Genomic DNA, 13100 nt, shown 5'->3' with positions numbered 1-13100 from the left:
CAGTTACCGCCGGCGCGGCGAAGACGAGCGCTCACGGGCGGGACGACCACTGAAAGCGAATCGGTCGGCGGAGAGCGACCGACGGACGGCCCTCCGCGACGCAAAGCTGTATCAGGGCGGGCCAAGACAGATGTGACAGAATGACATCCGAGACGGAGTCGCGACCGAGGGCGTTCGCCGGGACGAATCTCTCCGCCGGACGCCTCGAGACGCTTGCCGACCGCGTCGAGACCGACGGCACCGACACGATCGACGTTCGAGCGCCAGCGACTGATACCAGGATCGGATCGATTCCCGACTGCACCGAAGCCGACGTGGAGCGGGCCATCGACCGTGCCCGAACGGTTCAGTCGTCGTGGGCCGACACGCCGGTCGACGAGCGCGGCGACATCCTCGAGCGGTTCGGCGACCTCGTGCTCGCACACCGCGAGGAACTGCTCGACCTCCTGCAACTCGAGACGGGGAAGTCCCGTCGCCACGCCGTCGAGGAAGTCGTCGACGTCGCGGCGACGAGTTCGTACTACGCCGAACACGGCGCTGTGGCGCTCGCCGAGGAGCGGCGACGCGGCGTGTTCCCGCTGGCGACGACCGCCCGCGTGACGTACGAGCCCGTCGGTGTCGTGGGCGCGATCTCGCCGTGGAACTACCCGCTCACGCTCTCGGTGACCGACCTCCTCCCGGCGCTGGTCGCCGGCAACGCCGCCGTCCTCAAACCCGACGACAAGACGCCCTACACCGCACTCGCGCTCGCGGAACTGCTCGAGCGCGCCGGCCTTCCCGACGGCTGCGTCGAGGTCGTCACCGGTCAGGGGCCGATCGTCGGCCCGGCGCTGATCGATCGGGTCGACTACGTCTCGTTTACCGGGAGCACCGAGACGGGCCGCCTCGTCGCCGAACAGGCTGGTCGAAATCTGATCGATTGCTCGCTCGAGCTCGGCGGGAAGAACCCCCTACTGGTCCTCGACGACGCCGACGTCGAGACGGCCGCCCGCGGTGCCGTCCAGGCCTGTTTCACGAACGCCGGCCAGCTGTGTCTCGCCGCCGAGCGAATCTACGTCGCCGAGTCGATACGCGACGAGTTCCTCGACGCGTTCGTCGCGGCGACGGAGCGGCTTTCGCTGGGCACCGACTTCGACTTCGAGGCCGACGTCGGGTCGCTGATCGACGGCGATCAACTCGAGCGCGTCGAGACCCACGTCGAGGACGCTCGCGAGCGGGGCGCGTCGGTGCAGACGGGCGGTACTCACCGGCCGGACGTCGGACCGTTCTATTACGAGCCGACGATCCTGACGGATCTCGACCCGGATGCGACAGCCGCCTGCGAGGAGACGTTCGGTCCGGTCGTCGCCGTGGAATCGGTTCCCGACGTCGGGACGGCGATCGAGCGGGCGAACGACTCCGAGTACGGCCTGAACGCGAGCGTCTGGACGGGCAACCGGGAGCGCGGCGTCGCCGTCGCGCGCGAAATCGACTGTGGGACCGTCTGCGTCAACGACGCGTACATCTCCGGCTGGGCGGCCGTCGATGCACCGATGGGCGGGTTCGGCGACTCCGGACTCGGCCGCCGACACGGTCCGGAGGGTATCGAGCGGTACCTCGAGTCCCGGACGGTCGCGACCTCCCGAATCGGCCCGCTCGACGCCCCGCCGGGCGTACCGACGTCGTGGTACGCCCGCGGGATGTTCGCGCTGACGCGGCTCCAGCGGCGGCTACCAACGGTCTCGGACGTCAAGCGCTGGTTTCGATAGCGACCCCGGAACCGACGATTCCACGAGCGAGGTGCTTTTGCGACTCCCGGCGAATGCACCGATATGGATCTCACCCACCGCCCCCGACGACTTCGTCAGGACCGGGTTCGCGGCCTCGTCAGCGAGACGAGCCTCGAGCCAGCCGATCTCATCGCACCGGTGTTCGTCGACGCCACGACCGACGAGCGCATGCCCATCGAGTCGATGCCCGGTCACGATCGAGTGCCGATCGACGAAGCGGTCGCCCGCGTCGAGGAGATCCTCGAGACGGGCGTCGAGGCGGTCATGCTCTTCGGAATTCCGGAATCGAAAGACTCCGAAGGCACCCGCGCCTGGGCCGAGGACGGCGTCGTTCAGGAGGCGCTCCGCCGGATCAGCGCCGAGACCGACGCCTACGTCATCACCGACGTCTGCCTCTGTGAGTACACCGACCACGGCCACTGCGGCCCGCTCGAGGAAGAACTGCGCGGCGAGGGCAGGATCGCTGCGGACGGGCCAGCCTGTGAACCGACGACGACCGTCGACAACGACGCGACGCTCGCGGCACTCGAGAAGATCGGTGTCTCGCACGCCCGTGCGGGCGCGGACATGGTCGCACCGAGCGGGATGATGGACGGCATGGTCGGGGTCATCCGGTCGGCGCTGGACGACGCGGGCTTCGAACACGTGCCGATCATGAGCTACGCGGCCAAATACGAGAGCGCGTTCTACGGCCCCTTCCGCGACGCCGCCGACGGCGCGCCGTCCTTCGGCAACCGCCGACACTACCAGATGGATCCCGCGAACTCGCGGGAAGCCATGCGGGAGGTTCGACTGGACGCCGAACAGGGCGCGGACGTCATGATGGTCAAACCCGCTTTGGCGTATCTCGACATCATCACCAACGTCCGCCGGAAGTTCGATCATCCCGTCGCCGCCTACAACGTCTCCGGCGAGTACGCGATGCTCCACGCCGCCGCCGAGAAAGGGTGGCTGGAGTTAGCCGACGTCGCCCTCGAGTCGCTGCTGTCGATCAAGCGGGCAGGTGCGGATCTCATCGTGACGTACTTCGCCGAAGACGTTGCACAGCGGCTGTAAGACGGCGTCGACCGCTGCCGAGGCCCTCATAGAACCACCGAAGCGAAACCGACCACTTTCTGCTGCTGGGAACGGTCGATTAGACGAACGTCAATATCGTTCCCGGCCCGCGTGACGGGGTGGCAATATCTGCCGCGCGCGAGCGTAGCCGCGCCGAGACGGCCCGTTCAGACGACGATTCGAGGGGAAACTGCTCGATTCCGAGCCGTTCGCCACCCGGCCCTGGTTGACAAACGGGTAAAATATAACCGTCGCTCGAAAAAGACGTGATTTCCAACACCCTTATACACATTAAACCTGCTTTAGCATTGAACGGATCGACCTATTACAGCCAATATTTTACTCGTTTGTCAACGCTAATCCTTAAATGGAACAAGGACAATCGACTCGAACGTGATTAGGAGGACGATCATGAACGAGATTGCACTAAAAGAGGACGATCGTATGGCAGATGGGTGTGGTAGTGACCGGGAGAGAGGGGTGGGCGTCTGATGGAGCCGACGCTCTTGCAGACCGAAGTGGATCCACAGGTCATCGCCGACGGGGTCAATCTCCTGTGGGTGCTGGTCGCGACCTTCCTGATCTTCTTCATGCACGCCGGCTTCGCCATGCTCGAGGCGGGGCAGGTGCGCTCGAAGAACGTCGCCAACCAGCTGACGAAGAACCTGTTGACCTGGAGCGTCGGGGTCGCCGTGTTCTTCCTGATCGGTGCGGCGATCTCCAGCGTCGTCGGCGGTGATGGATTCTCGCTGACGTTGGCCGCCGAAAGCCCGAACGAATGGGTCGGCTGGCTGTTCGGTGCCGTCTTCGCGATGACTGCGGCAACCATCGTGTCGGGAGCCGTCGCCGGCCGTGCGAAACTTCGCGCGTACGTCGGCTACACCTTCGTGCTGGCCGCGGTCATCTACCCGGTCGTCGCCGGGATGGGGTGGGGCACGGCAGGGCCGCTCACTGCAGATGGCATGCTCGGTGACGTTATCGGAGTCGGGTTCCACGACTTCGCCGGCGGGATGATCGTCCACGGAATGGGCGGTATCGCCGGTCTCACCGCTGCCTGGGTGCTCGGCCCGCGCATGGACCGGTACAACGACGACGGCAGTGCGAACGTCATTCCCGGCCACTCGCTGACCTTCGCCGTGCTCGGAACGCTCATCCTCGCGTTCGGCTGGTACGGCTTCAACGTCGGGACCGCAGCGACCGTCTTCGAGGTCACCGAGTCCGGTGAACTCGCGCTCGCTTCCTTCGCGACCGTCGGTCGCGTCGCCCTGACTACGACGCTCGCGATGGCGTGTGGTGCGATCGGAGCCGGCCTCGTCGCGTGGCTCAAAACCGGCAAGGTCGATACCCTCTACGTCGCGAACGGTCTGCTCGCCGGTCTGGTCGGCATCACCGCGATCCCCGATACCACTGCATGGTGGGGCGCGTTCGTCGTCGGCGGCATCGCCGGCGCACAGCTGCCGATCGTCTTCGAATTCGTCGAGGACTACCTGAAGATCGACGACGTCTGTGCGGTCTTCCCCGTCCACGGGTCCGCGGGCATCATCGGAACGCTCCTGTTCCCGTTCGTGGCAGCGCCGGGCGTCGTCGATAGCATCGGGACCGCGTTCGCGGCTCAGCTCGCTGGCGTCGCCGTCATCACCGTCTGGACGATCGTTGCGACCGCGATCGTCTTCGGCGCGTTCAAGGCCGTGGGACAGGCCCGCGTCTCCGAGGAACACGAACGCGACGGCCTCGACGTCTCCGAACACGGCGTCGACACCTACCCCGAGTTCGGGAAGCCCGACGTCGCCACCGACGGTGGCAGCACCGACGAAATCATCCGCGCCGATGGCGGCGAGCCGAACGACGGCGAGATCAAGATGGTCACCGCGATCGTCCGTCCCGACCGCCTCGGTGCGATCAAGCAGTCGCTGGCCGAAGCCGGCGCGCCGTCGCTGACCGTCACCAACGTCTCCGGTCGCGGCTCCCAGCCCGCCAAGAAGGGACAGTGGCGCGGCGAGGAGTACACGGTCGACCTCCACCAGAAGGTCAAAATCGAGTGCGTCGTCGCGGACATCCCGGCCCAGGAGGTCGTCGATGCGATCCGCGAGGGTGCCGAAACCGGCGAACCCGGCGACGGCAAGATCTTCGTCATGCCCGTCGAGGGCGCGACGCAGATCCGCACCGGCAAAACCGGTCCCGACGCCGTCTAAGCTCGGCCCACGCGGTCCACCCGCCGACGGACCGCCGCGTGAGCTGACTCACGCGACCCGCGTTTCGCGATCCGCCTCTGACACTCCGCAGTTCGATGCCCGCCCGAATCGGGCGTCGCGTCGGCTGTGGCCCGTTGGTTCGCGGCCGACGCCCAGTGCAGTCCGCCGCGGTTTCGGTCGGATACCGCTGTGGCTGGATTCCACGTGTTTCGTCGCGGTTCTCCGCATCTCGTGTTCGGAACTGACTGAACCGAGAGCGCACTCGAGACGCACACGTTCGGCTGCTTCGGTGCGGTTCGGAGCCGAACCTCGGTACTACTTTGCCGTCCCAATTCGAAGTGGCGGGTATGACCGAGGACAACTCACAGGAGCTGTACGACCGGGCGCTGTCGGTGATGCCCGGCGGCGTCAACTCCGCAGTCCGCGCGGCGATCGAACCCTATCCGTTCTTCGTCCGGAAGGGCGAGGGCGGTCACGTCATCGACGCGGACGGGAATCGCTACATCGACTGGGTGATGGGTCTTGGTCCGCTGTTGTTGGGCCACGACCTGCCCGAACCGGTGCAGGCCAGCATCCAGCAGAAAGCCAGCGAAGGGCCGATGTACGGCACGCCCACGCCGGTCGAAGTCGATCTCGCCGAGTTCGTCGTCCGCCACGTTCCCAGCGTCGAGAAGATCCGGTTCGTCAACTCCGGTACCGAGGCGACGGTCTCGGCCGTCCGGCTCGCACGCGGCTACACCGGCCGGAACAAGATCGTCGTCATGCAGGGTGGCTACCACGGTGCACAGGAGTCGACGCTGGTCGAAGGCGACGCCGAGAATCCCCGTCCCTCCTCGGCGGGCATCCCGCAGTCGTTCGCCGAGCACACCCTACCGGTTCCCTTCAACGACGAGGACGCGATTCGCGAGGTATTCGACGAACACGGCGACGACATCGCGGCCGTCCTCACCGAACCCATTCTGGGCAATTACGGCATCGTCTACCCCGAAGACGGCTACCACGAATTCCTCCGGGAGATCACCGACGACCACGGTTCCCTGCTGATCTTCGACGAAGTGATCACCGGTTTCCGCGTCGGGGGACTGGGCTGCGCCCAGAGCGAGTTCGGGATCACGCCCGATCTGACGACCTTCGGAAAGATCATCGGCGGTGGCTTCCCCGTCGGCGCGATCGGTGGTCGCGCCGAAATCGTCGAGCACTTCACACCCTCCGGCGACGTCTTCCAGGCGGGTACCTTCTCGGGCCATCCCGTCACGATGGCAGCCGGCCTCGAGACCCTACAGTTCGCCGCCGCAAACGACGTCTACGACCACGTCAACGGACTCGGCGAGCGACTCCGGTGCGGGCTGACGGATATCCTCGCCGATCAGGCCCCAAGCTACACCGTCACCGGCACCGACAGCATGTTCAAGGTGATCTTCACTCGAGAGGGGCCGGGACCGGACTCCCTCGAGGAACAGTGCGAGGCCGGCTGTCGACAGAACGCGACCTGTCCGCGCTACGACTACTGTCCGAAAAACGCCGCCGACGTCAAAAACGCCGAAACAGAACGCTGGCGGCGCATCTTCTGGGGGCAGATGAAGGATCAGGACGTCTTCCTCTCACAGAACCAGTTCGAATGTCAGTTCGTCAGCTACGGCCACACCGAGGAAGACGTCGAGAGGACGCTCGAGGCGTACAAGGAGGCGCTGTAGTCGAGCGCTGCTGCCCAGGGGACTCACTCCGACGCGAGCGCGACCATCGAGCGCTCGTCGGATGACTCGCCGTCCCGTCCGGGGGAGGCCGCCGGGAGGTCGATCACGAAACGGCTGCCATCGGGGCCGGTTTCCGCGAGTTCGACGGTCCCGTCGTAGCGGGCGACCAGTTGGTCGACCAGATAGAGCCCCAGTCCGTGGGTGCTTCCACGGCGTTCGACGCGGTCGAAGAGGGAGTCGATTTCCGACTCGGGGATTCCGGAGCCGTTGTCCGCGATTTCGCAGCGGACGGTATCGGTCCCGGGCTCGAGCGTGACCGTAATGCGTGGCATCACCGCATCGTTGTGTTCGACCGCGTTCGAGAGGAGGTTGCCGAATACGCGGGGGAGCAAGTCGTCAGCGAGGACGAAGACGTCCGGCGGGATCGATGTCACCACCTCGACCCCGTCCCGTTCGTTCTCCAATTTGCGAAGTTCGGCGGCCAGTACTCGCGTGGCGTTTACCGGCTCGAGCTGGGGCGTCCCGTCCCTGGTCTGGAGAAGCACGCGTACGTCGTCGATCACCGTCGACATGTCCTCCGAGTGGTCGATAACGATTTCGAGCCACTCCCGACTGTGGTCGTCCAGCGTCGACTCCTCCTCGAGTACCCGCGATGCGTAGCCGTTGATGACCGTCGCGGTGTTCAACACCTCGTGGCGGAGGATACCGTTGAGATAGTCGAGGTAATCCCGTTGCTCCTCGAGGTGTTCCGTCCGGAGCGCAGCGCGTTCGGCAGTCAGGGCGCGCTCGATGGCACGACCTTCGAGACAACCGATGAGCAATCCGATTCCGGCACCGAAGGCGACGGCCCACCGAATCCACGACGCAGCGACGATCCAGGATTCGGCCGGCATAGTGACGATCAGCACGAGATTGATGAACAGAAAGGCAGCCAACCCGCCGAGACACCACCCCGCAATACGCGGATATCGGGAGGCCGAGAGCACGGACGAGCGGAGCCAATAGCCGGCGTACGCGATTCCGACGAGAAAGGGAACGGTAGTGACGGCCCCCGCCAGAAACGACGCTGTGTCGACGGATCTCGGATCAGCCGAGAACACCAGAACGATTTCGCAGAGTAAAACCAACGCCAGCCCCGTCCCGAATCCGACTAAGTACCGTGGAATCCGGTTTTTCGAGAGGACACTGGTGTTCTCGACCCATCGCATACCTGGTAACTCCGTTCGAATCGGTTAGCGTTTCTGGCCATTGCGTCCGATCCGTTCCGTCACGGGTCGTCGCAGCGTCGAGAAAAGCGGAGACGGGATCAGTCGTCGTCGCTGACCGGGTCGACGGCGTCGCGGTCGCCGAAGATCCGGTCGGCGATGACGTGTCCGCTCGTCTCGCCGGCAGTCGCCTTTCGCTGGAAGAGCAACTTCGCGGCGACGTCCCAGGCGAACAGGACTGCCCCGAGGATCAACAGCGTATCACCGGGCATGCGGAGCCAGAACAGCGTCTGGATCAGCTCGCCGCTGTAGAACTCGAGGCTGCGGGCCGCGGCGTACCCCTGGGTGAACGCGGTCTCGAGCTGGAGGAAGCCGATGGGGAGCAGCGACAGGAAGATCATCAGCGCCAGCCCGAGGTTACAACACCAGAACGACCAGCGCAGCCGCCGGCTGGTCCACCGCTCGCTGCGGGTGGTGAGCCGGAGGATGTAGACGGCCATTCCCATCGCGAGCAGGCCGAAGGCACCGAACATCGCGCCGTGGGCGTGGGCGACGGTGAGGTAGGTACCCGTCTGGTAGTAGCTGATCAGCGGGAGGTTGATGAAGAAGCCGATCACGCCGGCCCCGAAGAAGTTCCAGACCGACGAGGCGACGATGAAGTAGAAGGCCATCCGGTAGGGGAAGTCCGTGCCCGCGGTGTCCATCGCGCGGTACTGGCCAAGCGCCTCGTAGAGGATAAAGAGGAGCGGGATGAACTCGAGCGTCGAGAAGACGCTCCCGATCGGGAGCCAGGCCTCGGGGAGGCCGACCCACCAGTAGTGGTGGGAGACGCCGATGATCCCGCTGCCCATGACGAGGGCGGCCTGGAAGATGACGGCCTTCTCGGCGGATTTCTTCGAGAGGAGGTTCATCGAGACGAGGGTCAGCGCGATGACGACGACGATGAAGAACTCGAAGACGCCCTCGACCCACATGTGGACGACCCACCAGCGCCAGAACTCGGTCGTCACGATGTTTGTCTGGGGCGTGTAGAGGAAGCCCGCGATGAACAACAGCCCGATCGAACCGCCCGCGTAGACGATCATGTGGGCGAGCCCGTAGCGGGGTTCGCGGTCGAGCAGCGGCTTGAACCCGCGAGCGACGAGGGCGGTCCAGCCGAGGAAGCCGGCCAGCAGGCCGAACTGCCAGACGCGGCCGATCTCGAGGTATTCCAGCCCTTCGTTGCCCAGCAGCCACCAGAGCTGATCGCCGAAGACGTTGTTGATGCCGAGCCAGATGCCGGCCAGCCCGCCGACCGCGACGACGAGCAACGCACCGACGAGGATCTTTACGTAGCGGGCCTGTTTCGGCGGTTCGCGGCCGGTCAGCAGCGGCGCGAGGAAGAGACCGGCGCCGAGCCACATGGTCGCGATCCAAAGCACGCCCAGGTCGACGTGCCAGGTCCGGGCGATCGACCAGGGAAGCCACTGGAGGATGTCGAACCCGATGAGTTCGTTGAGCCCGAAGAAGCCGTCGCGTTCGACGTAGTAGTGCGCCAGCAAGCCACCGAGGAACGTCTGGGCGGCAAAGAGGAGCGCGCCGATGAGGACGAATCGAGTGCTCAACAACTGGCTCGGCGTTAGCTCGATCTCTTTCGGGTGGGGGATCGAGACGCCGTCGGCTTCGGGCTCGGGAAGGTCGACGCTCTGGTAGAGCCAGATCGCCGCCCCCGCACCGCCGACGAGCAATACCATCGCGATGACGCTCCAGGTCATCACCGGACCGCCGGCCGCGTTGCCCGCGGCGGGCGAGTACGGCCAGTCGTTGGTGAACGACGCCTCCGAATCCGGGCGATCGGTGTGAGAGATCCAGGCGGTCCACAGCGCGAAGTCGGCGAACTCCTCGGCCTCCTCGGCGCTTGGCACCTGCTCCTCGGGGATCCCGCGCTCGCGGTCGCCCTCGTGGTAGCGTTCGACGTACTCCTCACGGACTTGCTGGTGAGCGTAGACCTCCGCAGCGGAGTACTCGACCCGTTCGGGTTCGTACCGACTCGACTGGAGTTCGGTGCGAACCTGCTGGTCGACCCCGGCCTGAACCGAGGCGTCGAGGGCTGTGTACGCCTTGCCGTGGCGCTCTTGGGCGTAGTACTCGCGCATGTGCTCGGTCTTCAACTCGAGCGCGTTGGCGGTGTAGTCGGTGTCGTAGTAACTCCCGTGACCCAGGATCGAGCCTTGATTCATCAGGCCGTTCTCCTGGAACACCGTCTTCCCGGACTGGACGTCGTCGCTCGTCGCGACCGTCTCACCGTCCGGCCCGACGATCGTATCGGGAATCTCGGGTTCGTTCGCGTACGACAGCCACGCACCGCCACCCATGACGACGAGGTTGAGGACGAAAATCGCCGCGAGGAACGTGGCGAGTTGTTTCCTAGATAGTTGCATGACAGCCGCAACTCGAACGCAAGGCCCCGTCAAACGTCGGACGTATTCCTACGATATGGAAAAGGGTGCGAACATGTTCGTAGAAACGATTAGTCGACGAAGACTCGTAGGAGCGAGGAACGGCCGTGGCCGTCGGCGTGTCCGCCGACATATTTCGCGGAGCGAGAGTGGTCGTCCGATCCCGGGTCGCTACCGACCGATCCGCTCGGGCGCGCTCAATCGGCTGCCGTAACGATCGCGTCCTGATAGCTCGCGATCTCCTCGAGGACCGCCTCGCGATCGTCCTCACCGACGTCGAATTCCGCGAGCGCGTCGTCGAGGTGGGTCGCGATGGCCTGGAAGTCCGCCGGCGTAATGCCCATGTCCGCGTGGACCGCTTCCATCTCCCCGCCGGCGTACTCGACGGGACCGCCGGTGACCGAACTGATGAACTGGGCCTGATGTGCGCGCTGTTTCTGCATGTCGACGTCGTCGAAGTAGCCTGCGACCTGTTCGTCCGCCATGACGCGATCGTAGAACTCGTCGACGACCGCCGTGATCGCGTCTTCGCCACCGAGTCGTGCGTAGAGGGTGTCTGCCATTCCGTCGGATCTATCTAACTCAAGTAATATAAATAGCATCCCGAATCCGTTTTGCAAAAATATTGTTTGTGAACGTCAAGCAGACCGCCCGTCGGACTCGATCCAACCCCCTCCCGAAACGGGATCGTGACAGCAAAACACAATTTTTGGCGGCTCACGCTTCGCTCACGTCGGACAAGCGTGCGCTTTTCATACTCGAGGGTCCGACTGGTGGCTATGAGAACGCGCGGGACGCTGCGACTGGCGACGAGGGGGTCCACACTCGCCCGGCGACAGGCCTCACTGGTAGCGGAGGCCCTGGAGGAACGCCGGTACGAGGTCGAACTCGTCACCGTGGAGACGACGGGGGACCAGATCAGAGACGAGTTGATTCACCGACTCGGGAAGACCGGCGCGTTCGTCCGCGAACTGGACGAGCGCGTCCTCGAAGGTGACCTCGACGGCGCGATCCACTCGATGAAGGACATGCCGACCGAACAGCCCGCGGAACTCGTGACCGCCGCCGTTCCCGAGCGGGGCCGGCCGGGCGACGTCCTGGTCACGCCCGACGGCTCGACGCTCGAGGAGTTGCCCTCGGGTGCGACCGTCGGCACCTCGAGTCTCCGCCGGCGCGCGCAACTGCTGTCCGAGCGGCCGGACCTCACCGTCGAGCCCCTGCGCGGGAACGTCGATACGCGCATCGAGAAACTGCTCGCCCCCGCGATGCAGGAAGAACACCAGGAACGGACGGAAGCCGACAAGGAGCGCAAGGGGAACACCGGCAACGACGACTTCGAACCCGAATACGACCGCAACGTCGACGACTGGTTCGACGACCTCTCGGAACTCGAGAAGGGCGCGCTCGGCCGCGAGGTCGAGACCGAGTACGACGCGATCGTGCTGGCGGGCGCGGGCCTCGAGCGCAGCGGGCTCGCCCACTACGTCGACTACCAGGAGTTGCCGACGTCGACGTTCGTTCCCGCCCCGGGACAGGGAGCGCTCGCGGTGACCGCACCCGACGGGGAGACGGCCCGCGACATTCAGACGCACATCGATCACCCGCGGAGCCGCGTCGAGACGACCGTCGAACGGACCGTGCTCGCGGAACTGGGCGGGGGCTGTATCGCTCCGGTCGGGATTTACGCGGTCGTCCAGGGCGAGTACGTCCACGCGAACGTGAGCGTCTTCGACCGCGACGGCGAGGAGTCGGTCACGGCCAGCCGGGATCTGCCGGTCGAGACGCACGCGGAAGCGGCCCGCGAGTTCGCGCGGGATCTCGCGGACCGCGGTGCCGACGCGCTGATCGAGGCGGCCCGCGAGGACGCCGACGGGGACGCGGACGACGTCTCCGAGGAAAATATACCCGAGGGGAAGTAGCTAGCGAGTAACGAATGTCAGCATCCGATACCGACGCCGAACCCGGTACCGTCTACCTCGTCGGCAGCGGCCCCGGCGATCCCGACCTCCTGACCGTCAAGGCGAAACGGCTGCTCGAGGCCGCGGACGTCGTCCTCCACGACAAGCTTCCCGGTCCCGAGATCATCGAGACCCTCCCCGAGGACCGCCGCGAGGACGTCGGCAAGCGCGCCGGGGGCGAGCGCACGCCCCAGTCGGCGATCAACGAGCGGCTGGTCGAACTCGCCCGCGAGGGGAACGCCGTCGTCCGGCTCAAGGGCGGGGATTCCTTCGTCTTCGGTCGCGGCGGCGAGGAAGCGGAGTATCTCGCGGCCCACGACGTTCCGTTCGAGGTCGTCCCAGCGGTCACGTCGGCGATCGCCGCACCCGCGGTGGCCGGGATTCCAGTTACGCACCGCGATCACGCCTCCTCGGTTTCCTTCGTGACGGGCCACGAGGACCCGACCAAGGCGGAGTCGGCGGTCGACTGGGACGCCCTGGCTGCGACCGGCGGCACCATCGTCGTCCTGATGGGGGTCGGTCGACTGCCGGATTACACGAAAGCGCTGCTCGAGGCCGGTATGGCTCCCGAGACGCCGGTCGCGCTGGTCGAACGGGGCACCTGGCCCGGCCAGCAGGTCGCGACGGGAACCCTCGAGACCATCGTCGACGCCCGCGACGAGGAGGGGATCGACCCCCCGGCAGTGACGGTGATCGGCGACGTTGCAGGGACCCGCGAGTCGGTCGTCGGATTCCTCCAGAACGAGTACGGCACGGCCGCCGACGAGGACGAACTCGAGGGATAAGCG

At 65.7% G+C, this 13100-nt stretch carries 9 protein-coding genes; 6 read left to right on the top strand and 3 right to left on the bottom strand.

Annotation, left to right across the window (positions count from 1 at the left end):
• Positions 1-140 precede the first annotated feature (140 nt).
• The 4 genes from CP557_RS16915 to hemL all read left to right on the top strand — a co-directional run bounded on the left by CP557_RS16915 (position 141) and on the right by hemL (position 6711).
• Positions 141-1748 carry a succinic semialdehyde dehydrogenase gene (locus CP557_RS16915; protein ID WP_097380986.1) on the top strand — a complete coding sequence of 536 codons (1608 nt, stop codon included), beginning with the start codon at positions 141-143 and terminating at the stop codon, positions 1746-1748.
• A gap of 63 nt (positions 1749-1811) precedes the next feature.
• The gene (hemB, locus tag CP557_RS16910; RefSeq protein ID WP_097380985.1) at positions 1812-2825 is read left to right on the top strand and encodes a porphobilinogen synthase; all 1014 of its coding nucleotides are present in this window, start codon (positions 1812-1814) and stop codon (positions 2823-2825) included.
• Between the two features lie 491 nt (positions 2826-3316).
• Positions 3317-5017, top strand: coding sequence for an ammonium transporter (locus tag CP557_RS16905; protein WP_097380984.1), 1701 nt, complete (start codon positions 3317-3319; stop codon positions 5015-5017).
• 347 nt (positions 5018-5364) lie between these two features.
• A complete protein-coding gene (gene hemL, locus CP557_RS16895; RefSeq protein ID WP_097380982.1) occupies positions 5365-6711 on the top strand; it encodes a glutamate-1-semialdehyde 2,1-aminomutase in 1347 nt (448 codons plus the stop codon).
• A gap of 23 nt (positions 6712-6734) precedes the next feature.
• Here hemL and CP557_RS16890 read toward each other — a convergent pair whose 3' ends face one another.
• The 3 genes from CP557_RS16890 to CP557_RS16880 form a co-directional block, all read right to left on the bottom strand.
• Entirely contained in the window at positions 6735-7919 is a 1185-nt protein-coding gene (locus tag CP557_RS16890) for a sensor histidine kinase (RefSeq protein ID WP_097380981.1), read from the bottom strand.
• 98 nt (positions 7920-8017) lie between these two features.
• Positions 8018-10336, bottom strand: coding sequence for a nitric-oxide reductase large subunit (locus CP557_RS16885; RefSeq protein ID WP_097380980.1), 2319 nt, complete (start codon positions 10334-10336; stop codon positions 8018-8020).
• A gap of 215 nt (positions 10337-10551) precedes the next feature.
• On the bottom strand, positions 10552-10917 hold the full coding sequence (locus CP557_RS16880) for a group I truncated hemoglobin (protein ID WP_097380979.1): 366 nt from the start codon (positions 10915-10917) through the stop codon (positions 10552-10554).
• Between the two features lie 216 nt (positions 10918-11133).
• Here CP557_RS16880 and hemC point away from each other — a divergent pair, with 216 nt between their 5' ends.
• Together hemC and cobA are read left to right on the top strand one after the other, a co-directional pair.
• Positions 11134-12273 (top strand): hydroxymethylbilane synthase, encoded by a 1140-nt coding sequence (hemC, locus tag CP557_RS16875; protein WP_097380978.1) that lies wholly within the window; start codon positions 11134-11136, stop codon positions 12271-12273.
• Positions 12274-12287: 14 nt separating this feature from the next.
• A complete protein-coding gene (gene cobA, locus CP557_RS16870; RefSeq protein WP_097380977.1) occupies positions 12288-13097 on the top strand; it encodes a uroporphyrinogen-III C-methyltransferase in 810 nt (269 codons plus the stop codon).
• Positions 13098-13100: the final 3 nt, after the last annotated feature.

Source organism: Natrinema ejinorense, from assembly GCF_002494345.1.
Lineage (GTDB): Archaea > Halobacteriota > Halobacteria > Halobacteriales > Natrialbaceae > Natrinema > Natrinema longum.
The sequence above is the reverse complement of the archived record's forward strand: the minus strand, read 5'-3'. Positions and strand labels throughout refer to the sequence as shown.

Bases quoted from the DNA above. Each gene is read 5' to 3' on its own strand.
- CP557_RS16905 (WP_097380984.1), top strand. From the start codon at position 3,317: ATGGAGCCGACGCTCTTGCAGACCGAAGTGGATCCACAGGTCATCGCC.
- hemL (WP_097380982.1), top strand. From the start codon at position 5,365: ATGACCGAGGACAACTCACAGGAGCTGTACGACCGGGCGCTGTCGGTG.
- hemB (WP_097380985.1), top strand. From the start codon at position 1,812: ATGGATCTCACCCACCGCCCCCGACGACTTCGTCAGGACCGGGTTCGC.
- CP557_RS16880 (WP_097380979.1), bottom strand. From the start codon at position 10,917: ATGGCAGACACCCTCTACGCACGACTCGGTGGCGAAGACGCGATCACG.
- CP557_RS16915 (WP_097380986.1), top strand. From the start codon at position 141: ATGACATCCGAGACGGAGTCGCGACCGAGGGCGTTCGCCGGGACGAAT.
- CP557_RS16890 (WP_097380981.1), bottom strand. From the start codon at position 7,919: ATGCGATGGGTCGAGAACACCAGTGTCCTCTCGAAAAACCGGATTCCA.
- CP557_RS16885 (WP_097380980.1), bottom strand. From the start codon at position 10,336: ATGCAACTATCTAGGAAACAACTCGCCACGTTCCTCGCGGCGATTTTC.
- hemC (WP_097380978.1), top strand. From the start codon at position 11,134: ATGAGAACGCGCGGGACGCTGCGACTGGCGACGAGGGGGTCCACACTC.
- cobA (WP_097380977.1), top strand. From the start codon at position 12,288: ATGTCAGCATCCGATACCGACGCCGAACCCGGTACCGTCTACCTCGTC.